The 22,336-nt window shown below is 71.1% G+C and carries 17 protein-coding genes and 2 pseudogenes; 9 read left to right on the top strand and 10 right to left on the bottom strand.

Features of this window, described 5'->3' with window-relative positions; translation table 11 throughout:
- Positions 1-2: 2 nt before the first annotated feature.
- The 5 genes from CUT39_RS11865 (at position 3) to CUT39_RS11845 (ending at position 4,964) form a co-directional block, all read left to right on the top strand.
- Positions 3-956: an ABC transporter ATP-binding protein gene (locus CUT39_RS11865; RefSeq protein WP_100446778.1), complete on the top strand. Its 954-nt coding sequence runs from the start codon at positions 3-5 to the stop codon at positions 954-956.
- A gap of 1 nt (position 957) precedes the next feature.
- Entirely contained in the window at positions 958-1,845 is an 888-nt protein-coding gene (locus tag CUT39_RS11860; RefSeq protein ID WP_100446776.1) for an ABC transporter ATP-binding protein, read from the top strand.
- A gap of 39 nt (positions 1,846-1,884) precedes the next feature.
- Positions 1,885-2,919 (top strand): LacI family DNA-binding transcriptional regulator, encoded by a 1,035-nt coding sequence (locus CUT39_RS11855; RefSeq protein WP_100446774.1) that lies wholly within the window; start codon positions 1,885-1,887, stop codon positions 2,917-2,919.
- 84 nt (positions 2,920-3,003) lie between these two features.
- Positions 3,004-3,996, top strand: coding sequence for a glycosyltransferase family 2 protein (locus CUT39_RS11850; RefSeq protein WP_100446772.1), 993 nt, complete (start codon positions 3,004-3,006; stop codon positions 3,994-3,996).
- Positions 3,993-4,964, top strand: a complete 972-nt coding sequence (locus CUT39_RS11845; RefSeq protein ID WP_157930633.1) for a lysylphosphatidylglycerol synthase domain-containing protein — start codon at positions 3,993-3,995, stop codon at positions 4,962-4,964. The genes CUT39_RS11850 and CUT39_RS11845 overlap by 4 nt, the downstream gene beginning before the upstream one ends.
- On the opposite strand, the gene CUT39_RS11840 is transcribed toward CUT39_RS11845, so the two are convergent.
- The 5 genes from CUT39_RS11840 to CUT39_RS11820 are packed head-to-tail and all read right to left on the bottom strand — an operon-like array spanning position 4,889 to position 10,587.
- A complete protein-coding gene (locus CUT39_RS11840; protein WP_100446768.1) occupies positions 4,889-6,025 on the bottom strand; it encodes a glycosyltransferase family 4 protein in 1,137 nt (378 codons plus the stop codon). The two genes, CUT39_RS11845 and CUT39_RS11840, sit on opposite strands and share 76 nt — an antisense overlap.
- Positions 6,022-7,149 (bottom strand): endonuclease/exonuclease/phosphatase family protein, encoded by a 1,128-nt coding sequence (locus tag CUT39_RS11835; protein WP_100446766.1) that lies wholly within the window; start codon positions 7,147-7,149, stop codon positions 6,022-6,024. The genes CUT39_RS11840 and CUT39_RS11835 overlap by 4 nt, the downstream gene beginning before the upstream one ends.
- Before the next feature lie 3 nt (positions 7,150-7,152).
- Positions 7,153-8,103, bottom strand: a complete 951-nt coding sequence (locus CUT39_RS11830) for a UbiA prenyltransferase family protein (RefSeq protein ID WP_100446764.1) — start codon at positions 8,101-8,103, stop codon at positions 7,153-7,155.
- Complete coding sequence (locus CUT39_RS11825; protein ID WP_408611138.1) at positions 8,045-9,181, bottom strand: NAD-dependent epimerase/dehydratase family protein; 1,137 nt, start codon at positions 9,179-9,181, stop codon at positions 8,045-8,047. The genes CUT39_RS11830 and CUT39_RS11825 overlap by 59 nt, the downstream gene beginning before the upstream one ends.
- Positions 9,175-10,587 carry an aspartate aminotransferase family protein gene (locus CUT39_RS11820; protein ID WP_100446762.1) on the bottom strand — a complete coding sequence of 471 codons (1,413 nt, stop codon included), beginning with the start codon at positions 10,585-10,587 and terminating at the stop codon, positions 9,175-9,177. Before CUT39_RS11820 ends, CUT39_RS11825 begins: the two co-directional genes overlap by 7 nt.
- Positions 10,588-10,891: 304 nt before the next feature.
- On the opposite strand from CUT39_RS11820, the gene CUT39_RS11815 reads away from it, so the two are divergent.
- Entirely contained in the window at positions 10,892-11,920 is a 1,029-nt protein-coding gene (locus tag CUT39_RS11815) for a glycosyltransferase family 2 protein (RefSeq protein ID WP_157930632.1), read from the top strand.
- On the opposite strand, the gene CUT39_RS11810 is transcribed toward CUT39_RS11815, so the two are convergent.
- Positions 11,907-12,905 carry an aldo/keto reductase gene (locus CUT39_RS11810; protein ID WP_198587072.1) on the bottom strand — a complete coding sequence of 333 codons (999 nt, stop codon included), beginning with the start codon at positions 12,903-12,905 and terminating at the stop codon, positions 11,907-11,909. The genes CUT39_RS11815 and CUT39_RS11810 overlap by 14 nt on opposite strands.
- Before the next feature lie 17 nt (positions 12,906-12,922).
- Entirely contained in the window at positions 12,923-13,735 is an 813-nt protein-coding gene (locus CUT39_RS11805; RefSeq protein WP_198587071.1) for an AfsR/SARP family transcriptional regulator, read from the bottom strand.
- A gap of 495 nt (positions 13,736-14,230) precedes the next feature.
- Here CUT39_RS11805 and CUT39_RS11800 point away from each other — a divergent pair, with 495 nt between their 5' ends.
- The 3 genes from CUT39_RS11800 (at position 14,231) to CUT39_RS11790 (ending at position 19,397) form a co-directional block, all read left to right on the top strand.
- On the top strand, positions 14,231-15,658 hold the full coding sequence (locus CUT39_RS11800; RefSeq protein WP_198587070.1) for a cellulase family glycosylhydrolase: 1,428 nt from the start codon (positions 14,231-14,233) through the stop codon (positions 15,656-15,658).
- 148 nt (positions 15,659-15,806) lie between these two features.
- A complete protein-coding gene (locus CUT39_RS11795; RefSeq protein WP_100446754.1) occupies positions 15,807-17,210 on the top strand; it encodes a cellulase family glycosylhydrolase in 1,404 nt (467 codons plus the stop codon).
- 1,410 nt (positions 17,211-18,620) lie between these two features.
- Entirely contained in the window at positions 18,621-19,397 is a 777-nt protein-coding gene (locus tag CUT39_RS11790) for a cytochrome c biogenesis CcdA family protein (RefSeq protein WP_100446752.1), read from the top strand.
- A 28-nt stretch (positions 19,398-19,425) separates the two neighbouring features.
- On the opposite strand, the gene CUT39_RS11785 is transcribed toward CUT39_RS11790, so the two are convergent.
- The 3 genes and pseudogenes from CUT39_RS11785 to ftsY all read right to left on the bottom strand — a co-directional run.
- Positions 19,426-20,016, bottom strand: a complete 591-nt coding sequence (locus CUT39_RS11785; protein ID WP_157930631.1) for a TlpA family protein disulfide reductase — start codon at positions 20,014-20,016, stop codon at positions 19,426-19,428.
- A 371-nt stretch (positions 20,017-20,387) separates the two neighbouring features.
- Positions 20,388-20,819: pseudogene (locus tag CUT39_RS21805) on the bottom strand (phosphotransferase); the annotation flags it as partial.
- 402 nt (positions 20,820-21,221) lie between these two features.
- A pseudogene (ftsY, locus tag CUT39_RS21800) lies at positions 21,222-22,316 on the bottom strand (signal recognition particle-docking protein FtsY); the annotation flags it as partial.
- Between the last annotated feature and the right edge of the window lie 20 nt (positions 22,317-22,336).

The raw sequence follows: 22,336 nt of genomic DNA, 5'->3' as shown, positions 1-22,336 counted from the left end.
CCATGGCACTGGAAGTGGAGGACCTCCGCGTCCACTACCGGACGCTCCGGGGCGACGTGCGCGCCCTGGACGGGGTCTCGTTCGGCCTCGCCGACGGTGAGATCATGGGGCTGGCCGGCGAGTCCGGCTGCGGCAAGACCACCCTCGGCAAGAGCCTGATCCGGCTCGACGGCCGCATGCGGCACGTGGGCGGCCGGGCCGTGCTCGACGGCGGCGAGCTGCCGATCGCAGACGACAAGGCCATGAACCGGCGCCGCTACCGGGACGTTTCGATCATCCCGCAGTACTCGATGAGCGCGATGAACCCGACCCGCAAGATCGGCAAGCTCACCGCCGACCTGCTGCGCGCCAAGGGCGAGTCCTTCCGGGAGCTGCGTCCGGAGCTGGTGCGGCGGCTGGAGCTGGTGGGGCTGTCCGAGCAGGTGCTCGACAATTACCCGATCGAGTTGTCCGGCGGCATGAAGCAGCGGATGGTCATGGTGCTGTCGACCCTGCTCGACCCCAGCCTGCTCATCGCCGACGAGGTGACCTCGGCGCTCGACGTGTCGAACCAGAAGGCGGTCGCCGAGACGCTGGTGCGGTTCCGCGAGCTGGGATTCGTCAAGAGCATGGTCGTGGTGACCCACGATCTGTCGCTGGTCTACCAGATCGCCGACTCGATCATGATCATGTACGCCGGCCGGATCGTCGAGAAGGGCCCGGCCGACACCATCATCAACGCCCCGCGGCACCCCTACACCCGGGCACTGATCGAGGCGCTGCCCGAGGTCGGACTCGAATACGGCGACAGGCGGCTCAAGAGCATCCCCGGCAAGCCGCCGCAACTGCTGAACCCGCCCACCGGGTGCCGCTTCCGCGACCGCTGCGAGCTGGCGCACGATCGGTGCATCGAGGACCCGCCGGCGGTCGACCTCGCCCCCGACCACACGGCCTCGTGCTGGAAGGTGGTGGACTGACATGCTCGAACTTCAGAACGTCTGGAAGTCCTACCGGGTCGGCGCGCTCGGTTCGAAGAAGCTCACCGCGGTCAGGGACGTCAGCTTCTCGGTCTCCCGCGGCGAGGTGCTCTCGGTCGTCGGCGAGTCCGGAAGCGGCAAGAGCACCATCGGCAAGATGGTCCTGCAACTGATCCCGCCCACGCGGGGCGCCGTCCGGCTCGACGGCCGCGAGGTCACCGCGCGCCGGCACTCCGACCGGAAGGCCTACTACCGGCGCGTGCAGGGCGTGTTCCAGGACCCGTTCAGCAGCTACAACCCGATCTTCAAGGCCGACCGGGTCTTCGATGCGGTGCGCGAGTCCTTCTTCCCCGGGCTCAAGCGGGCCGAATGGCAGGACAAGGTCGACCGGTCGCTCACGTCGGTCGGGCTGGAGCCCGGCGCGGTCCTGCGGAAGTACCCGCACCAGCTCAGCGGCGGGCAGCTCCAGCGGATGCTCATCGCGCGGGCGCTGCTGCTCGACATCGAGTTGCTGGTCGCCGACGAGATCATCAGCATGCTGGACGCCTCGACCCGGATCGACGTGCTCAACCTGCTCGGCGCCCTCAAGGAGCGCGGCCTGGGCGTCCTCTTCGTCACCCACGACCTTTCGCTGGCGAACTACATCAGCGAACGGGTCATTATCATGCGGCACGGCGCCGTGGTCGAGATGGGAGCCACGGGGAAGGTCTTCGGGGACCCCAGGCATCCTTACTCCAGGAACCTGCTGGCCTCGGTCCCGCAGCTCCATCGCAAGTGGTCCGACGCCGCCACCGAGTTCGAGGATCTCGAACCCGACGGCGATCGCGAAGCCGACCCGGCGCCGCTCGCCCGCGTGGGCGCCGACCACTGGGTGGCTGCGGCGGCCTGAACCGGGCCGGCGGCCGAGGCTACGAGGAGACGAGACGACATGAGCAGACGGCCGACCATCGCCGACATCGCCCGGACCGCCGGGGTGTCGAAGGGCGCGGTCTCGTATGCGCTCAACGGGCGGCCCGGCGTCTCGGACGCCACCCGGGAACGGATCCTGGCCATCGCCGCCGAACTGGGTTTCGTGCCCAACCGCGCGGCCCGGTCCCTGTCGGTCTCCTCGGCGGAGGCGGTCGGCATCGCCCTGCGGCGCTCGGCCCGCACGCTCGGCATCGAGCCGTACTTCATGGAGCTCATCAGCGGTATCGAGGCGACCCTGTCGTCGCATTCGCTCGGCCTCACCCTGCAGATCGTCGGGACCGTCGAGGAGGAGCTCGACGTCTACCGGCGCTGGTGGGCCGAGCGGCGGGTCGACGGCGTACTGCTGTGCGACCTGGGTGCCGAGGACCGGCGGCTGGAGTCGGTGGCGAAGCTGCGGCTGCCGGCGGTGGCGGTCGGCGGCCCGATCGACCACGCTCCGATCCCGTCGGTCTGGCACGACGACGCCGAACCGTGCCGCGAGGTGCTGGAGTACCTCTACGCGCTCGGCCACCGCCGCATCGCCCGCGTGGCGGGGCTGCCGCGGCTGCTGCACACCACCGTCCGCGACGCCGCCTTCGGCGAGGCGGCCAAGCGCTTGGAGCTGGAGGCGTTCGAGTCCCTCCACAGCGACTACTCCGGCGAGCAGGGCGCGCGCCTGACCAGGCGCCTGCTGACCTCCCGGTCGCGCCCGACCGCCCTGGTCTACGACAACGACGTCATGGCCGTGTCGGGGCTCGGCGTCGCCCACGAACTGGGGCTGTCGGTGCCCGATCAGCTCTCGATCATCGCCTGGGACGACTCGCCGCTGTGCCGCCTGACCCATCCCTCGCTGACGGCCTTCAGCCGGGACATCCCCGCCTACGGTTCGAGGGCGGCCGAGCTGCTCCTGTCGCTCATGGCCGGGGAGCGCGCGCCGGACGAGGAGCCTCCCTCGATCCAGAGCCCGGCGGCGCAGTTGTCGCCGCGCGGCTCCACCGGCCCCGCCTCCGGCTGAGGCGGCCGGCCGGATCGGGGCCGGTGGCGTTGCGATCCAGGCCGAATATGGGCCGCCTCCAGACCCCTGCGCCAGGATCGGGGCATGTCCACACCGCTCACCGAATGGTCGGTCGTCATCCCCTGCCACAACGCGGCCAAGACGCTGCGCCGGTGCCTGGAGTCGGTGTTCGCGCAGACCGCCCCGCCGGGCGAGGTCATCGTGGTCGACGACGCCGGTACCGACGGCTCGGCGGCGATCGCCGCCGAGTTCGGATGCCGCGTGGTCGAGCAGCGGCCGAACCGGGGTCCGGCGGCGGCGCGGAACCTCGGCGCCGCCACGGCCGCCGGCGAGGTCCTGTTCTTCCTCGACAGCGATCTGGCGCTGGAGCCCGACGCGCTCGAGCGGGCGGCGGACGCGCTGGAGGCCGACGCGGACACCGGCGTCGTGCAGGGCGTCTACGCTCCCGAACCGCTGGTCGACGACGGTCCGGTCGAGCGGTACAAGGTCCTGTTCGAACACCACTGGCGGGTTCGGGCCGCGGGGACGGGCTCGGCCACGCTCTTCGCGCTCACCGCTATCCGCGCCAAGGCGTTCGCCGATACCGGCGGGTTCGACGAGTCGCTGCGCGACGGCGAGGACGTCGAACTGGGCACCCGCCTCCCGCCGCGCTGGACCGTCCGCACCGATCCGGCCGTCCGGGGCCGCCACGACGACGTCGACACGCTCGGCGGGCTGCTCGCCGAGCAGTGGCAGCGCTCGCTGCGGTTCGCCGAGCTGCTGATCCGCTCCCGGCGATCGGCCGAGGGGGGCCAGTCGGTCCGCACCGTCTCGCTCGGCCCGGTCACGGTCCTGTCGTGCGCGTTGGTGGTGGCCGGGCTGCCGCTGGCGATGTGGTGGCCGCCGCTGGCGGTGGTGCCGCCTGCGGCGGCGGCGGTGTTCGGCGTCGCCAACACCGGCCTGCTGCGGGGCGCGGCGGTCCGGGGGCCGGGATGGGTCGCGGCGGTGTTCGGCCTGCATCTGCTGTACGTGGCTACCGCCGGTCTGGCCGCCCTGGTCGGCGTTCTGCGCCCGGCGGTTTGGACGGTGCGGCCGTGAGTGGCAACCGGTGGGCGCGGGTGCGCCGGATCCTGTGGCGGGTCTCGGGCGCGGCGGTGATGGTCGCGGTGGCGGTCGCGATCTGGACGGCCATGCGCGGCCAGGACTGGAGCGAGGCCGCGGCGTTCGCCGACGCCGAGCATCTGCCGCTCATCGCGGTGTCCGGGGCGGTCAACGTGGTGGGTTTGGGGCTGGCGATGCTGTCGTGGCACGCGCTGGCCGACGGGGGCCGATCGCGGGTGGCTCTTCCGGAGGCGGCGAAGATCTACTTCGCGGGCATGCTGGTGAAGTACCTGCCGGGTCGCCTGTGGACGCTGCTGGTCAATCTGCGGATGGGGGCGGGCGCGGGCATCCCCGCTTCCCGGATGACCGGCGTGTACTTCCTCAACATCGTGGTCATGGTCGCGACCGGCATGCTGGTGGGTCTGCTGGCGGCCCGGACCGCCTTCGGTGACCGGTGGGCGTGGGTGGCCGCGGCCTCGCTGCCGGCTCTGGTGCTGTTCGCGCGTCCGCAACTGGTGGAGGTCGCGATGCGCCTGGTGTGCCGGCTGTTCCGGCGCTCGCCGGTGGAGCTGGACTACGGGCCGGGCTCGATCCGGAGGGCGCTGGGGCTCCAGACCGGGTCGTGGATCGTCGGCGGGCACCACCTGTGGGCGCTGGTGGTGGCCGCCGGCGCCGACCCGCTCGAGTCGTACGCCTTGTGCGTGGGCCTGTTCGGGCTCGCGACCGTGGTCGGGGCGCTGGTCCTGATCGTCCCCGACGGCCTGGGGGTGCGCGAGGGCATCCTGACCGCGACGCTCACGCTGGTGGTACCGCTGCCGATGGCCGCGGCGGTCGCCATCACCAGCCGGGTCGTGGCCACGGTGTGCGAGCTGCTGGCGGCCCTGGCGGTCTACCTGTGGGCCGCGCGGTCGGCGGCCTCGTCGAGCGCCTCGGCATACGACTCCAAGGTCGATTCCATGGAGTAGGTGTCGCGGGCGGCTTCGGCGCCGCGGACGCGGCGTTCATCCCCCCAGGCGCACACCCTCCGCAGCGCCGCGGCCAGGCCCTCGGGGCTGCCGGCGGGCACGAGCTCACCGAATCCGGTGGTGCGCACCGGTACCCGCATGCCGGGCAGGTCGCTGGCGACGACCGGGACTCCGGCCATCAGCGCCTCGGTCTGAGTGATCCCGAACGACTCTTCGGCGACCGACGGCAGTGCGAAGGCGTCGATGGAGGCGTGGAAGTCGCCGAACTCGGCCTCGTCGAGTCGCCCGAGGAACCGAACCCGCCGGTCGTCGTCGGCGAGGCGGCGCAGTTCGGCCGCGACTCCGCCGCCGGCGACGCCGGACTCCTCCCCGGCCAGCAGCAGCCGCGCCTCGGGGTCGGGCCAGTGGCCGAACGCAGCCACCAGGTGGTGGAGGCCCTTCTCGGGGGCCATGCGGCCGAGGAAGCCCACGTGCGGGCCGGGCCCGTCGCGGAAGGACGGCCGACCGAGGCCGCGCCGGCGGCACGGCGGCGGTATCTCGTGGACCTTCCGGCGCCGCATCAGGTGCCAGTGCCGCGAGTCCCGGGCGTGGTCGAGGTTGGAGACGACCACGCCCGCGCTGCGGCGCAGCGACGCGGCCACCGAGCGCTCGACCACGGCGATCTGGGCCGACGCCAGGGCGCCGCCGGGCAGCCACACGTCGTCGTGGTGGTGGCACACGATCGGGGTGTTCCCGGCCGCGCGGGCGACCGGTCCGGCCTCCAGCATCGGCAGGTGCAGGTTCACCACGGCCGATCGCCGCGCCACGCGCCCGGCCAGCCCGATGAACTCCGGACTGATGACACCGCGGCCGATCCGGGCGGCCACGCGGGAGCGGAAGACGTGCACGCCGCCGAGTTCCTCGCGGCGGGGCAGGTCCGGGTGGTGCCGAGAGGCGACCACGGCCACCCGGCGGCCGCGCCCGGCCAGGGACTCGGCGACGTCGCGGGCGACCTGGGTGAGTCCGCTGATGTAGGGGGCGTAGTAGTTGAGCACGACGCAGGCGTCGAATCGTTCGGTCACGCCTCCCCCAGGACCAGGTCGATGTGCTGGGACTTGTGGTCGGACATGCCGGCGGCGGTGCCGAAGCCGTATCCGGCGATGGAGGCTCCGGTGCCGGTGCAGGCCCAGTCGAGCCTCCACAGTTGGGGGAAGCCGAAGCGGCGCTGGGGCCAGCTTGTGGGGAGGAATTCGCCGTCGGGATCGGGGCAGTCCAGCCGGTTCTTCAGAGCGGTGACCGCCCCGCTCAGTGCGGAGGAATTGAGGTCCCCGGCAACCAGCACCGGGTGCGGATTGCCCGCCAGGTCCTCCAGGAGCAGGTCGACCTGGGCGGAGCGGCGCTGGTACTGGGCGCGGACGTGGCCCCAGAACTCGCCGCCGAAGGGGCTCGACCCTTCGGTGGGGACCGGCACCGCCAGGTGCAGGTTGTAGAGCGACGCGATCCGGCCGTCCACTTCGACGTCGGTGCGGAGGACCTTGGTGGTCCAGTACTCCTCCCAGTCGCCCTCGCCGGGGGCGCCCGGATCGTCGGGGCCGATCACGCCGGTGGTGTCGATGGCGCGCTGCTCGACGATCGGATGGCGGGAGATGGTGACCATCTCGCTGGCGATGGAGATGTGCCAGCCCTCGAAGTGCTCGCGCAGCGCCGCTTCGTCGTCGATGGGCACCACCATGTTCGTCCGGGTGAGGTATTCGGTGAGCAGGTAGACGTCGGCGTCCTGTTCCAGCAGGTGGTCGTAGAACGCCTCCGGGTCGTCGAACCTGACGTGCCAGTAGTCGGTGTTCCACGAGAACACCCTCAGATCGGCCTCACCGTCGGGCTCACCGTCCTCGAGCAGCGCCGCCGGGTTGAAACCGGTCATGGGGGCGACGATGAGGGCGGTGGTGGCGGCGACGACCTCCACCCGCCAGCGCACGCCGCGGGCGGCCCACAGCGCGCCGACGGCCAGGACCGCCGGGGGGAGGGCCAAGGCCGGCGGCGGGGTCATCTCGATGGCCGACCACCACCAGACTTCGCCTGTCAGCAGCAGGTGGGCGATCAGGAACACCGTCCAGGCCGACGCCGCGGCGACGACGATTCGGGTCCCCCAGCACCAGCGCCGACGGGATTCGGTGGCGGCGGGCCGGTCTTCCAGCAGTCCGGTCACGGTTCATCTTCCTTCTGTCCACAGAGCAGGGTCGATCGCGGTGTAGGCGGCGATCAGCGCCACGCAGGAGACGGCGACGGCCACCAGTACCGGGTCGCGCAGCAGGATGCGGGTGGGGTCGCCGTCGCCCCCGCGCACGGTGAGGAGCTGCAGGTAGCGGAACAGGCCGGCGACCAGCAGCGGAACCCCCAGCAGCGGCAGCGGCCCCGCATCGCCGGGCGATCCGGGGCCGTGGAGGGCGAACAGCAGGAACGTGGCGGTCGCGAGCCCGGCGGTGATCGAGACGTACTGGTCGATCAGGGTCGGCGTGTAGCCCGAGAGGGCCGATCGGTGGGAGGTTCCGGCGACGACCAGTTCCCGCCTGCGCTTGCCGAGCACCAGCAGCAGCGAGGCGAACAGGACCGACAGTACGACCAGGCCGGAAGGGGCGGCCCCCAGCGCGAGGTAGCCTGCGACGGCCCGCAGTGGGAATCCGGAGGCGACGCTGAACAGTTCGAGCACGGGGATCTCGCGCAGTTTGCGGCTGTAGGCGAAGTTGATCGCCGCGTACGCCGCGACCGGGGCGGCCAGGATCGGTGCCGCGGCCACGGCGGCGAGCGAGGCGGCGGCGCACACGGCGGCCAGGATCCACGCCCGCGGGACCGAGACCGCGCCGGAGGCGACGGGGCGGTGGCGCTTGACCGGGTGGTGGCGGTCGCGTTCGCGGTCGGCGATGTCGTTGACCGCGTATACCATCGCCGAGGCCGCCGCGAAGGCGGCGACGGCCAGGGCCAGCTCGTCTCCGGAGGAGAGGGCCCACAGTCGGGGGTCGACCAGCGGCAGGCCGACCGCGAGGTTCTTGACCCACTGGACCGGGCGCAGCAGCGCGAGTGCGGCGCCGGCCCGCTTCGGTCGGCTAGGCCGGTCCAGCGCGGTCGCGACCGGTGAGGGTGCCTCGGTCTTGATGCTGGTCATGGGCTCTCCCTTTGACGGTTCCCTTGGCTCGCGCGGGGAAGCAGACCTTCGCGCTCGCGAGAAGGCCCTGTTTCCACCGGTCGGCGGAGGTGGCCCCGGCCGCGCCGGGGTCGGACTGCGGCAGTGATCGCCACCACCGGTAGGTGCGCAGGACGGCCTCGCGGTTGGAGTGGCGGGGCGTGAAACCGAGGCGTTCGCGCGCCTTGGATATATCGACATAGGAGTCGGCCTTGAGCTTGCGGACCAGCCGGTCGTAGACCGGTGACAACCCCGCGGCCGAGGCCAGGCGCAGGGCGGCCACGGCCGGCCCGGTCGGCAGGGACCTGACGCGCCGGCCGTGCCCGGCCGCGTCCAGGACCGCCTGGAAGTCCTCCCGGATGGTGGCGAAGTCGGCCGCTCCGATGTTGTAGGTGTCGGCGGCGGTCTCGTCGGGTGCGGCCAGGACGGTCGCGACCGCCTCGACCAGGTCGCCGAGGTCGAGCATCTGGATACGGACGTCGCCCTTGCCGATGATCGGGAAGTCGCGTCCCTCCTCGGCCCACTCGAACAGCATGCCGAACAGGCCCAGGCGGCCCGGCCCCAGGAAGGTCTTGGGCCGCACGATCGAGGTGCAGCGTTCGGCGGCTCGGGCGGCGACGGCGCGCTCGGCCTCGGCCTTGGCGGCGCTGTAGGCGTCGACCGGCTCGTGCGGATGGTCCTCGGGGGTGGGGACGCGTTCGGGCAAGCCGTAGACCGCCGTCGACGAGATGTGGACGAGCCGTTCCGCGCGCGCGGCCGCGGCCGCCTCCAGCACCGACTCGGCGCCGCCGACCGTGATCGAGCGGATCTCGGCCCTGGGGTAGGAGGGCAGGGCCGCGGCGCAGTGGACGATGGCCCGGCAGCCCGAGGCGGCCCGGGTCAGCTCGCCGCGGTCGCGCACGTCGCCGGTGACGGCGCGGAGCCGGTCGGCCGGCGGGACCTCGCGGCGGTCGTAGGCAACCACCTCGGCCCCCGCCGAGAGCAGGCGGTCGGTCAGGTTCGAGCCGAGGACCCCGGCGGCGCCGGTCACCAGGACCGGCGAGGGCAGCGCGTTCACCACAGGTGGCTCACCTTCTGCTTGAGGAAGCGGCGCACCAGCTTCCCGACGCCGATCGACAGGGTCGCCTCGATCGCCTCCAGGCAGCGACGGATCTCGTCCGGCGGGGTCACCAGCGGCGGCCCGATCACCACCGGATGGTCGCCGTTGAGGGTGTAGTACAGGTAGATCCCGTGGTCCTCGTACATGGCCTGGAGGAAGGCCGAGGCCAGCAGCTTGTTGCGGAATCCGGGGTCCTTCGACAGGCCCCCGGGCACGAGCTTGAGCATCGACTCGACCAGGCCGGGATTGCCCTGGAGGAACAGGCCCCACAGCGCACCCGAGCCGCGCACGTCGGCGACGTCGTCGGGGAACGCCTTGGCGATCCGCTCCAGACCGGGCGCGAGGATCGCCTCGATGTCGCGGGCGCGGGCCGGGTAGTCGTCCTCGACGGCGATGCGGACGGCCTCAATGGCGGTCGCGTTCTCCTCGCCGAAGCCGTAGTAGGTGGTGCTGGTCGTCTGCAGCAGCGCGTCGCCGAGGTTGTCGTAGGCCCTGCGGTAGACCGGACCGCGCACCACGAATCCGGAGATCGAGGACTTCCCGCCGCCGAGCGCCTTGGAGGTGCACAGGATGTCCGGGACCAGCCCCTCGTACCGGGTGAAGTGGAACATGCTCCCGGTCTTGCCCCAGCCGGTGTAGATCTCGTCGTAGATCAGGACGATGTCCTCCTGATCGCACAGCGCCCGCAGCCCCAGCAGGAACTCCTCGGAGCACTGCCGCATCGTGGAGGCGCTGAACGGCTCGATCAGGAGGGCGTACACGTCGCCGCTGTGGGCGGCGACGGCCTCGCGCACCGAGTCGAGGTCGTCGTATTCGAAGTCGGCGATGCCGGGGATGGTCGGGAAGCTGAAGCTGTGCCCCTGGGCCGCGGTGAGTCCGCCCGAGCCCAGCAGCTTGCCGTGGAAGGCCGTGGTGGCGCGCAGGACGGTGCCGCGCTTGCCGCGGTGGTATTTGTAGGCGCACTTGACCGCGCCCTCGATGGATTCGGCGCCGGAGTTGGGGAAGAAGGCGTGGTCGAGGTCTCCGGGGAGGATCTGGGCGAGGTTGTGGCTCAGCGCCGCCAGGTACGGCGAGAAGTAGGTCTTGTGGACCTCCATGCGCCGGCGCTCGGCGAAGCGCCGGCGGGCCTCGAGGATGCGCGGGTGGTTGTGCCCGTGGTTGAGCACCCCCACCCCTCCGGTGAGGTCGGTGATGCGCCGACCGTCCTTCAGGTACAGATAGCAGCCCTCGGCCCGTTCGACCAGCTCGCGGCCGAAGCCGAACGAGCGCATCAGCGAGACCTGGCTGGAGTTGACGTATTCGCGGTAGAGCTGCTGCACCTCCTTGAGCGAAAGCTGCTCGGCTTCTTCGATGTCAATCAGTCGCATGGCCGGAACTCCGATCGGACGCCGGGGACGGGTCCCGGGACGGGCCTCGTTCCACTGGTCAGGGTCACTTCTCCGAACGTAGGCGGCGGTACTGGAACCGGACTCGACTTGACCTAGAGCCCGCCTTAACCACCCACCGTGCCCACCGGGTGACTTCCGGTCAGGACATTCCAATGAAGACGCCATCGGCGCATCGGCGAGGTGACGCCGGGTAGTCCAGATCGGCTCCATGCGCGATCGGGGCCGCGTCAAAGCCCGGTGCCTACCGTGGGTCCGAAACCGCCGCGACCACTTGGAGCAGAGCGTGGAAACGACCCCGGACCCGACCCACCCCGCCACCAGCGTCAGCGTCATCATCCCGTGCTTCAACGACGAGGACGCGCTGCCGCTGTGCCTGGAGGCCGTCAAGGCCCAGAGCCGGCCCCCCGACGAGCTGATCGTCGTCGACGACGCCAGCACCGACTCCTCGGCCGCCGTGGCCGCCCGGTTCGGCTGCCGGATCATCCGGCAGGAGCGCAACCGGGGCGTCTCGGCCGCCCGCAACCGGGGCATCGCGGCCGCCTTCGGCGATCTGCTGTTCTTTCTCGACTCCGACATCGAACCGCACCCCGACGCCGTCGAACGCGCCGTAGCGGCGTTCGAGCGCGACCCCGACCTCGACATCGTGCACGGCGTACTCGACCCGCATCCCCTGCCGGGCAGCGGCGCCGTCGGCCGCTACCTGGTCGGACGCGAATCCCATCTGCTGCACCGCTCGGTCGGCCCGGCCCGGCTCGCACGGTTCTCGGTGGCCGCGGCGCGCCCGTCCGTCTTCGAGCGGTTCGGGGGCTTCGACGAGGGCCTGCGAGACTGCGAGGACATGGAGTACAGCGCCCGGCTGGGCGGGGACGCGGCCATCGCCATCGCCGCCGACCTCCGGGTGCGCCACGACGGCGAGCCGAATCTGCTGCGGGCCCTGGCGATGATGTGGCGACGGTCGGTGCCGCTGCCCGAGATCGCCGCCCGCTTCAAGCACATGAAGTTCGAGCGGATGAACCGGCTGTCCACGCTGGCCGCGATCGCCGCGGCGATCGCCGCGACCGCGGCGGCCGTCCTCTACCCGCCCCTGCTCCTCGTCACCGCCGCGGCGCTGGTCGTGGCGCTGGTCGGCGAGCGCGGACTGCTCGGATTCGCCCGCGCCAACTACGGTCTGCCGGCAGCCTGCGGCTTCGCCCTGATCCACCTGTCGGTGCTGGCGGTGACCGTCTGCGGCATCGCGGTGGGACTGGCGGGGCGGGCGGCGTCCGGGTCGCGTCCCGGACGCCGCCCGCGGGTGCGGCTCAGGCCGCGTTGAGGCGGGCGAGGGTCTCGGCGTCCAGCTCGATCTCCAGGGCGCCCAGGGCCAGTTCGAGCTGGGCGACCGAGCTGACCCCGATGACCGGGACGACGGCGGCGCGGTGGGCCATCAGCCAGGCCAGCACCACCTGCCCCGGGGTGGCGCCCAGTTCGGCGGCGACCTTCCGGACGAATGCGATGCGCGCCTCCGACCCGGGGTGATCGTAGTCGACCGGCTCGGGCGGCGGCCGGCGGTCTTCGCGGTCGAACGCGCCGCCGGAGAGCGGCGAGTAGGCGAAGACGGCCACGTTCTCGGACTCGGCGTAGTCCAGCAGCTCGTCGGTGGCCGGCAACTGGATCGCCTCGGGCACCGGGACCGTCGACGGGCGCGGGTACATGTACGTGTAGCGCAGTTGGATCGCCCGGTAGGCCGGCAGGTTCCGCTCGGCGGCGATGGCGCGGGCCCGGTGGAACCGCCAGGTGGTGTGGTTGCTGGCGGCCAGCGCCTTGACGGTGCCGTCGGCTACCAGGGAACCGAGGGCCTCGACGGTCTCGGCCTGGTCGGTGGACCGGTCGTCGACGTGGGTGTAGTACAGGTCGATCGACTCCACGCCGAGCCGGTCCCGGCTCTGCTCGGCCTGTTCGCGGACGCGCTCTGCCGCGAGCCCCTCGCGGTTGCGGCCGCTGTAGGGCTCCTCGGGCCGGGCCCGATCCGCGCCGACCTTGGTGGCCACCTGCATGCGCCCGGCCATGCCGCGGTCGGCCAGCCATTCGCCGATGAGCCGCTCGCTGTCGGTGCCGGTGCCGCCTTCGGCCCAGAACGCGTAGCAGTTGGCGCTGTCGAGCAGGTTGCCGCCGGCCTCGGCGTAGCGGTCGAGGATCCGGAATGCCTCGTCGCGGCCGGTCTTGGTGCCGAAGTCCATGGTGCCCAGGCACAGCCGCGAGACTTCGAGGTCGGCCTCGCCGTCGGCGCGCGGGGAGGGGGTCATGACGTGCTTGCGCATCGCTTTCCTTTCTCGGTTCATCTGTTTTGCGTGGTCAGTCGGAAGTGGTCGTCCCAGACCTCGCCGGGAGGCTTCTCCGAGACCAGGTCGCCGAACAAGCGCTGCACGCGCTGGGACGGGTTGATGCCCAGGTCCTCGTTGAGGCGGCGGCGCAGGTCGTGGTAAGCGATCAAAGCCTCGCCCCGGCGGTCGGCGACTGCCAGGGCGAGCATGAACAGCATCCACAGGCGCTCCCGGAACGGATGCTTGCCGACCAGTGCGGTCAGTTCCGCGATGGTGTCGAGTCCGCGGCCCTCCTTCATCTGCAGGGCGAGGCAGTGTTCGACGGCGTCGAGGTAGTGCTCGGTCAGTCGCTGGCGCTCCCGGCAGGCGAGGGGGCCGACCGCTCCGTGCAGGGCGATCGTGCCCGACCAGTGGTCGATGGCGCGCCGCAGCGCCTCGTGCGCCTGATCGAGGTGCCCGGCCCACAGCAGGGCCATGCCGCTGCGGCGCTCGGACTCGAACTCGTGGACGTCGAGTTCCACGGCGTCCGGGGCGATCGAGTATCCGGGGTGGAGGGAGCGGACGAGGGCGTGGTCGCGGGACTCGGGGGCGACCAGGCGGCCGCGCAGGCGGCTGACGTAGGTGTGGACGACGTTGACGGCGCTGGCGGGGGGCTCGGCGTCCCAGAGGTCGTCGATGAGCTGTTCCACCAGGACCGGGGCGCCGCAGCGCAGGACCAGGGCGGCAAAGCATTCGCGTTCGCGGGACGGCCCCAAGTGGATCTCGCGGCCGTCGCGGGCGGCGCCGATGGGCCCCAGCAGGCGTACGGCGGTCGGGCTTGCTCGCATGCTTTCCTTCCGGTTCGAAGGGTGTTCGGGTCGATGGTCGGCGGGAACGGAGGGCTCGAGGGGGCCGATCACCTTTGATAGCGCTCCCATGGGCACGGCCCGCGCGAAGGGCGCAGTCCGCCGACTCGGCCCGTGGGCCGGGATACGTGAAGGGCGGTAGGGGTGTGGTCCATAGAGGTCTGTCCATTATAACAAGGTGATCGCTCCACGACTCTGCGAATTCGACCGCCCGACATGGACGGATACGGCGTGCGAGCTGGGACTCTTCCACCGGCACTCCTTGATCTCGGACACCCTGCGCCTTTCCATATGATTTAGGCCACTGCGTAAACCGGTTCAGGGTTGCGCCCAGTGGTCGCGAGCCGCAGAGCCGCCACGCAGCCGAATGCATCGGGGATTCGGAGGCGCCCACCGGTTGTTGACCTCGATCTATATATATGGTTGTCTATGTTCAGGTTGGGATTAACCGATTCACCTCAGATCGAAGGATCCAAAATGAGTACTGAGCAACCCAGCGACCGCCCGGCACGCGGCGGGCGCTCGTGGCGCAGGTGGCTGCTCGCCGCCGGCACCGCGCTCGCCGTCGCCGTCGCCGGGATGTGGGCCCTGCTGCCGGCCGGAGCGCAGACGGGCGGCTTCTCCGTCAGCGGCTCGCAGTTGATCGACGCCAACGGCAACCCGTTCGTCATGCGCGGCTCCAGCCACCCGCACGTGTGGTACCAGAGCGAGTTCGACAGTTACGGCGAACTCAGCGACCTGGGCGCCAACACCGTCCGCGTCGTCCTCGGTTCCGGCCAGCAGTGGGGGCCGACCCCGGCATCCGAGGTCGCCGACATCATCGACGAGTGCAAGGCGCACCAGCTCATCTGCGTGCTCGAGGTCCACGACACCACCGGTTACGGCGAGGAGGACGCCGCCGCCAGCCTCGACCAGGCCGTCGAGTACTGGAAGAGCGTCAAGAGCGCCGTCGACGGCCAGGAGGCCTACGTCCTGATCAACATCGGCAACGAGCCGTGGGGCAACCAGGACACCGCCGGGTGGACCGAGGCCACCAGGTCCGCCGTCCAGGAGATGCGCTCGTCCGGATTCGACCACACCCTGGTGGTCGACGCCCCCAACTGGGGCCAGGACTGGGAGGGGATCATGCGCGACAACGCGCCCGAGATCGCCGCCGCCGACAGCCACGGCAACACCGTGTTCTCGGTCCACATGTACGAGGTCTACTCCGACCCGCAGACCGTCATCGACTACCTCGACGCATTCGAGGCCATGAACCTCCCGCTCATCGTCGGCGAGTACGGCCACGAGCACAACGACCAGGCCGTCGCCTGGCAGACGGTGCAGAGCGAGGCCGAGGCCCGCGGCATCGGCTGGATCGCCTGGTCCTATTCGGGCAACAGCGGCGGGGCCGAGAACCTCGACCAGGTGCTGAACTTCGACCCGAACCAGTTGACCGCCTGGGGCGACGACGTGTTCAACAGCCAGTACGGCGCCGTCAACACCGGCGAGCGCGCCAGCGTCTTCGGCGACCAGCCGCCGGAGACCACCACTCCCCCGGACGAGACCACCAGCCCCGACGACCCGACCACCAGTCCGGACGACCCGACCACCACTCCCGGCGGGGAGGGCGACTGCTCGGCCGAGATCGACGTGGTCAACGACTGGGGCTCCGGCTGGCAGGGCAACGTGTCCGTCACCGCCACCGGCGGCGGGCTGGACGGCTGGCAGCTCACCTGGACCTGGCCGGGAGGCCAGTCCATCAGCAGCCACTGGAACGCCGACCTGAACCAGTCCGGCAGCCAGGTCACCGCCGGCGACGTCGGCTGGAACGGGTCCGTCGCCTCCGGTCAGACGCGGGACGTGTTCGGATTCATCGCCGACAACGGCGCGGCCAGTCCGGCCGTGACCTGCAGCGCGGCGTAACCGCACCACGCACGAGGACGGGCGGCGGAGGTCACCTCCGCCGCCCGTTTCAATTACCGTCCCAACTAATGTTGATACCGATCGATATCTGTGCTTCCCTGTCTTGAGGTTGGGAAGCACCGATTGACCCACCGATAGAAGGATCAACATGCACAACAGCACATCCAGCGGCCGACCGGCCCGGCATCGGTCGGCCCGCAACTGGCTGCTCGCGGCGGCGTCGGCGCTGATCGTCGCGCTCGCCGGCCTCTGGCAGTTGGCGCCGGCCGGCGCGCAGCAGCAGGGCGGCTTCCAGATCGACGGCACTCAACTGGTCGACGCGAACGGCGAACCGTTCGTCATGCGCGGCACCTCGCACCCCGAAGTCTGGTTCCAGCAGGAGTTCGAGAGCATCGCCGAGATCAGCGACCTGGGGGCCAACACCATCCGGGTCGTGCTCGGCTCCGGCGAACGCGACTGGGGCGTCACCACCCCCGACCGGTTGCGGACGATCGTCGACGAGTGCAAGGCCCAGCAGGTCATCTGCGTGCTCGAGGTCCACGACACCACCGGTTACGGCGAGCAGGAGGGCGCGGCCAGCCTGGACCAGGCGGTCGACTTCTGGGAGGGCATGTACGACGTGCTCGACGGCGAGGAGGCCTACACGCTCATCAACATCGGCAACGAGCCGTGGGGCAACGAGGACACCGCCGGCTGGACCCAGGCCACCGTCGACGCGATCGAACGCATGCGGGACATCGGCTTCGAACACACCCTCGTGGTCGACGCCCCCAACTGGGGCCAGGACTGGGAGCAGATCATGCTCGACGACGCCGAGCAGGTCTTCGCAGCCGACCAGGACGCGAACACCCTCTTCTCGATCCACATGTACGCCGTCTACTCCGACCCGCAGACCGTGGTCGACTACCTCGACGCATTCGAGGCGAAGGGCCTGCCGCTCATCATCGGCGAGTACGGCGACGTCTTCCAGGGCGAGTCGGTCCCGTGGGACACCGTCCAGGCCGAGGCTCAGGAACGCGGCATCGGCTGGATCGCCTGGTCCTACTCGGGCAACTCCGACGGCGAGCTCGACCAGGTGCTCGACTTCGACCCCGGTCAGATGACGACCTGGGGCGAGCGGGTCTTCGACAGCCGGTACGGGATCGGGAACACCGCCGAGCGCGCGAGCGTCTTCGGCGACCAGCCGCCGGAGACCACCACTCCCCCGGACGAGACCACCAGTCCGGACGACCCGACCACCACTCCCGGCGGGGAAGGCGACTGCTCGGCCGAGATCGACGTGGTCAACGACTGGGGCTCCGGCTGGCAGGGCGACGTCACCGTCGCCGCCGACCAGGGCGACCTCTCCGGCTGGACGCTGACCTGGACCTGGCCGGGAGGCCAGTCCATCAGCAGCCACTGGAACGCCGACCTGAACCAGTCCGGCAGCCAGGTCACCGCCGGCGACGTCGGCTGGAACGGCTCGATCGCCGACGGCGAGAGCCGCCGGGTCTTCGGCTTCATCGCCGACAACGGCGCGGCCAGCCCCGAGGTGACCTGCAGCGCGGCCTGAACCCCGGGGAACTGAGAACGGGCGGCGGAGTCGCCCCGCCGCCCGTCCGGTTCGGGAGCGCCCGCCGCCCGCCCCGGCGGGGCAGCGGACTTTGCTTCTCCAGAAATCGTGACTAAGCTCATACAACATGAACACTCCGCGTCCCGCCAAGCTCGCCCGCGTGCGGACCATCGCACAGGACGCGATGCGCGGCGGGCGATGGTGGACGCTGCTCGACCTCGAGCGGACCCTCCGGGCCGACACCGAATTCTGGCGGGACCTGTGGGCCCCCAGCCTCGCCATCGCCGCCCACAAGGTCGGGCTCCCCGCGGCCCGCCACCGCCTCGACGAGGCCGTCGACGCCGGGTTCCACCAGCTCGACCTCTTCGAACCCGAGATCTCGGCGGCGTTCGGACGCGACCCGGACTGGGACGAGCTGACCGAGCGGGCCAGGCACAACGTCCCCGGCCCGCCGCTGCGCCTGATCGACTGGCCCGAGCCCGCACCGACGGCCCCGCTCGAACTGGAGTGCATCACCCCCCACCGGGAAGCGGCGCTCCGCCGCCGCCTGCCCGGCCCCTGCACCACCGCCTGGGAGACCACCCGCACGTCCCTGGCCTGGACCAACGGGCTCTGGCGACACGCCAACGCCCGGATCAACGCCGGCGACGCGCTCGACATCCTCGAACAGGTCGCCATCGGAGCGCGCTACTCCTGCGTCGAATACTCCCTCGTCCTCGCCCAGAGCCTCAACGCCCTGGGCATCCCCGCCCGCAAGGCCGACCTGCGACGCGACGACTACCACGACGGGGTCGGCAAGGGGCACGCGGTCGCCGAGGCGTGGATCGACGACCTCGACTCCTGGGTGGTGCTCGACGGCCAGCACGGCGTCTACTGGATCGACGAGGCGTCCCGGCCGCTGAGCCTGCCCGAACTGCAGGCCCGCGAGCACCCGGCCAAACCGATCGGCGTGGGCGCGCGAGGCGGCATAGACGACCCCGAGCTGTGGTCCGCCTACTTCCGGCACGCCTCGGTCACCGGCGCCGCCTGGGCCCCGCAGGGGTTCATGCCGAACTTCCAGCGCCGGTTCGTGGTCGAAACCGACCGGCTCCTGCGCGACCCGGCCGACGCCTACCCGCGCCTGTCCGACATCGGCGTGGCCGTGACCTCCATCGACGGCGAACCGGCCGTCAAGGTCGTCCCCACCCACCCGTACGCGGTCGGCGGCGCCATGCGCGGCGAGCCGAACACCGAAGGAGCCTGGAAGCTCGACCCGACCCCCGGCGAACACGGGGCCGAACTGGCGGCCGTCACCCCGTACGGGACGCTGACCCCCCGCGAACTGCGCTGGATCGCGAATTTAGAACACCGTAAGGCCGATATACGAGCCGGCGCCCGTTCCGAACCGGCAGCCGCGGGCAGACTCGAGGCATGCAAGAAGTCCCGTTCGCCCTCGCGCTGGTCGCCGGCGCCGTCGCCGCCGTCAACCCCTGCGGATTCGCGCTCCTGCCGATCTACGCCGGATTCCTCATCAACGGCGAAGCGGCCGAGCAGGTCTCGCGCACGCGCGCCTTCGGCCGGGCGGGCCTGTTCACCCTCGCCATGACCATCGGCTTCGTGACCGTCTTCGGCGCCTTCGGACTGCTGATCTCGACCGCGGCGGTGGGCGTCACCTCCTTCCTGCCGTGGGTGACCATCGTCGTCGGCATCGTCGTGGCCGCCGCCGGGGTCTGGCTACTGCTGGGGCGGGAGCTGCCGACGTTCATCCCCCGGCTCGGCGGCCGGGAGGTCAAGCGGTCACTCGGCTCGATGATCGCCTTCGGGCTGTTCTTCGCGCTGGCCTCGCTCTCGTGCACGATCGCGCCGTTCCTGGCGCTGGTGGCGCAGACGTTCCGGTCGCAGTCGGTGCTGGGCGGCACGGCGGTGTTCCTGGCCTACGCCCTGGGCATGACGCTGGTGATCGGGGCCGTTTCACTGGCGATCGCGCTGGCCCGCGAGGGAATGCTCGCGTGGTTGAAGCGGCAGTTCCCCCGGGTGATGCGCATCGTGGGGGTGCTGCTGGTCGTCGCCGGGCTCTACGTCGCCTACTACGGCTGGTGGGACCTGCGGGTCCTGGGCGGCGGGGACCCGAGCGACCCGGTCATCGAGGCGGCGTTGTCGGTGCAGCGGTTCCTGGAGGAGACGGTGAAGTCGGTCTTCGGCCGGTGAGGCCCGGCCGGGCGGCCCGGCTCCGGGTCTAGAGCAGGCCGCCGACGGCCTCGTGGAGCTCGTCTTCGCCGAGCGACCCGCTCTCGACGATCCCGCCCTCGGCGTCGAGGACGACGAAGGTGCTCTGAGTGACCACGCCGAAGGAGTTCCGGATCCGGTAGTCCTCGTCCTCGAGGTGGACGAGATCGGCGGTGCCGGTCCGGTCGACGAAGTCCCGGCGGTCCGCATCGCTCGAGGCGGCGTACAGGCCGGCTCCCGAGACGCCGACGACGTCGACCGCGTCGCCGTACTCGCCGTGCAGGCCGGAGACGGTCCCGCCCTGGCCCTGGCAGATGGGGCAGTCGTGCTCCCAGAACCAGAGCACCGTCGGGTCTCCGGCCAGCTCGGCGCCGCTGAAGTCGTCGCCGTCGACGGTGGCGGCGGTGAAGTCGAGCAGTTCGGGCACGGCCGCGTCCTCCTCGGCGGGCGCCTCGGTGGTCTCTTCGCCGCCGGTCTCGGAGGCCGTCGGTTCGGGCTCGGTGGACTCGTCCTCGGCCGGTGCCCGGTCCGAGCCGCAGGCGCTCAGTGCGAATGCGGCGGCCAGCCCCGCCGCGGAGATGCCGATCGCGGTGCGTCGCAAGGGTGCGTTCCTTTCAAGGGTTCCTCTACCGCTCCATCGTCCCGCGCGGTCCGACCGACGGCCTCGGGATCGGGCCTTACGGTCCAGTGAACTCTGCGAGGATCGCCGACCGGCGCGTCGGGCGACATCCGGGATCCGAACGGGCAATTTATATTTATGTATGCCAATTCATTGACATGAAAGCGTTCGCCGGGTAGGTTGGGCTCCGAATCCCTCAAAATCCCCCGATACCCAACACCACCGGGCTTCGCCACCGGACTGGGAGCGCTCCAGCTATCTTGCGGCGCTTCGACTCGGTACTCCGGTGCGATACCCCGGTCCATGGCGAGGGTGTCCGTCGGCCCCCGGCTCGTCGGCGGCCCCTCGCCTCCCTACCGCAGCGCCTCGTCCAGCCGGTAGCGCTCGGCGTCCAGCAGCCGCAGATCGCGCGCCGGCCTCCGCAGGTGCCCCTTGCGGACGATCCGCTCGAAGGCCGGGTCACCGGCCTGCGCCATCCGCCGGATGCCCTCGATGTGGTCGACGATGCGCTTGCGGATGACCTTGATGAACCGGGCGCGGTCGCGTTCGGACAGCCCGTAGGCGTCGGCGAACATGCGGAGCCGGCGGGGACGGTCGGGTTTCTTCCAGCCCAGCGTCATCGAATCCCGGTCGGTGAAGACCGGCACCCACGTCCAGGCCGCGTACGCCACGTCGTAGATGCGCGCACCCGGGCTGGCCAGGTCGAAGTCGATCAGCGAAAGCGTCCCGTCGGGCCGCCACACCACGTTGTGCGGGGCGGCGTCGTGGTGGCAGATGACCTCGGTGTCCGGCGGCGGCGGTCCGAACGACCGCCAAGTGGCGGACGGCGGCGGTTGGAAACCGTACTGGGCGTCATGGAACATCCGCAGCATCTTCGCCACCGCGCACAGCGTCTCGTCGGTCGTCCAATGCGACCCGAGCGGATACTTGCCCGGCTCGCCCTCGACGAACGACAGGACCTCGCGATCGTGCTCGTCGATCCCCAGCGGCCGCGGCGCACCGGTGAAACCTGCCGCGCGGAGGTGCCGCAGCAGCGAGTGAACCGCCGGCGTCCACGGTCCGGTATTGCGCCGGACCGTGTCTCCCAGCCGGGTCACTGTACTCGTGTTGCCGCCAACAAGCGGAATCTCGTCTTGGCTCACCGGTCCCCGCTGTGCATGCCGCAGTTTCCTCGATAAGTCGCCGGAGCCGTCGACGATCGCGTCGACGAACTCGCGGACCTCGAAAGGAGCCAGATCGTCCGGACCCTCCCCGAGTCCGACCAGCTTAACCGGTACCCCCAACTGCCTTTGCACCGCAATGACGATACCGCCCTTGGCGGTCCCGTCGAGCTTGGTGAGCACCACGCCCGAGATCCGGCAGACCTCACCGAAGATCTTCGCCTGCTGAAGCCCGTTCTGGCCGGTCGTCGCGTCCAGGACCAGGAGCGTCTCGGCCACCGGACCCTGCTTCTCGATGACGCGCTTGACCTTGCCGAGCTCGTCCATCAGACCGGTCTTGTTCTGGAGCCGCCCGGCCGTGTCGACCAGGACCACCTCGGCGCCCTCGTCCGCGCCGGCCCTGACCGCGTCGAAGGCCACCGAGGCGGGGTCGGCGCCCTCGTCGCGGCGGACCACCCTGGCCCCCACGCGACCGCCCCAGGTCTCGAGCTGGTCGACCGCGGCCGCCCGGAAGGTGTCGGCCGCGCCGAGGATGACCGAGTGCCCGTCGGCGATGAGCACCCGGGCGATCTTGCCGCAGGTGGTGGTCTTGCCCGAGCCGTTGACGCCGACGACCATCACCGTCGCCGGGCCCTCGCCGGAGGGCGGGGAGGTCGCCAGGGACCGGTCGAGATCGGGCTCGAGCGCGGCGGTCAGCTCCTCCACCAGGAGCTCGCGGAGCTCGCCGGGGCCGCGGGTGCCGAGGACCTTGACACGCTCGCGGAGCCGCCCGACGATCTGGGTGGTGTCGGTGACGCCCACGTCGGCGGCGATGAGCGTGTCCTCGATCTCCTCCCAGGTGTCGTCGTCGAGCCTGTCGCTGGACAGCAGCGCCAGCAGGCCCTTGCCGAGGGCGCTGTTGGAGCGGGACAGGCGCGAGCGCAGCCGTACCAGGCGGCCCGCGGTCGGCGCCGGGACCTCGATCCCGGGCGCCTCGGGCTCGGCCTCGGGCCTCGCCTCGGGCCGGGTCTCGACCTGGGGTTCGGCCGGCCCGGGTTCGACCTTCGAGCGCGAGCGCGCGACGAGCACCCCGACGATCACCGCCGCGGCCACCACGACCGCGGCCACCAGCCAGATCCACAGGTTGTCCACGAGATTCCTCC

The organism is Glycomyces xiaoerkulensis (genome assembly GCF_002798405.1).
In the GTDB taxonomy this organism is placed as follows: domain Bacteria; phylum Actinomycetota; class Actinomycetes; order Mycobacteriales; family Micromonosporaceae; genus Glycomyces; species Glycomyces xiaoerkulensis.
This window is presented reverse-complemented; position numbering and strand designations above follow the sequence as displayed.

Bases quoted from the DNA above. Each gene is read 5' to 3' on its own strand.
- CUT39_RS11790 (WP_100446752.1), top strand. From the start codon at position 18,621: ATGCAAGAAGTCCCGTTCGCCCTCGCGCTGGTCGCCGGCGCCGTCGCC.
- CUT39_RS11820 (WP_100446762.1), bottom strand. From the start codon at position 10,587: ATGCGACTGATTGACATCGAAGAAGCCGAGCAGCTTTCGCTCAAGGAG.
- CUT39_RS11830 (WP_100446764.1), bottom strand. From the start codon at position 8,103: ATGACCAGCATCAAGACCGAGGCACCCTCACCGGTCGCGACCGCGCTG.
- CUT39_RS11800 (WP_198587070.1), top strand. From the start codon at position 14,231: ATGAGTACTGAGCAACCCAGCGACCGCCCGGCACGCGGCGGGCGCTCG.
- CUT39_RS11855 (WP_100446774.1), top strand. From the start codon at position 1,885: ATGAGCAGACGGCCGACCATCGCCGACATCGCCCGGACCGCCGGGGTG.
- CUT39_RS11805 (WP_198587071.1), bottom strand. From the start codon at position 13,735: ATGCGAGCAAGCCCGACCGCCGTACGCCTGCTGGGGCCCATCGGCGCC.
- CUT39_RS11860 (WP_100446776.1), top strand. From the start codon at position 958: ATGCTCGAACTTCAGAACGTCTGGAAGTCCTACCGGGTCGGCGCGCTC.
- CUT39_RS11850 (WP_100446772.1), top strand. From the start codon at position 3,004: ATGTCCACACCGCTCACCGAATGGTCGGTCGTCATCCCCTGCCACAAC.
- CUT39_RS11810 (WP_198587072.1), bottom strand. From the start codon at position 12,905: ATGCGCAAGCACGTCATGACCCCCTCCCCGCGCGCCGACGGCGAGGCC.
- CUT39_RS11865 (WP_100446778.1), top strand. From the start codon at position 3: ATGGCACTGGAAGTGGAGGACCTCCGCGTCCACTACCGGACGCTCCGG.
- CUT39_RS11795 (WP_100446754.1), top strand. From the start codon at position 15,807: ATGCACAACAGCACATCCAGCGGCCGACCGGCCCGGCATCGGTCGGCC.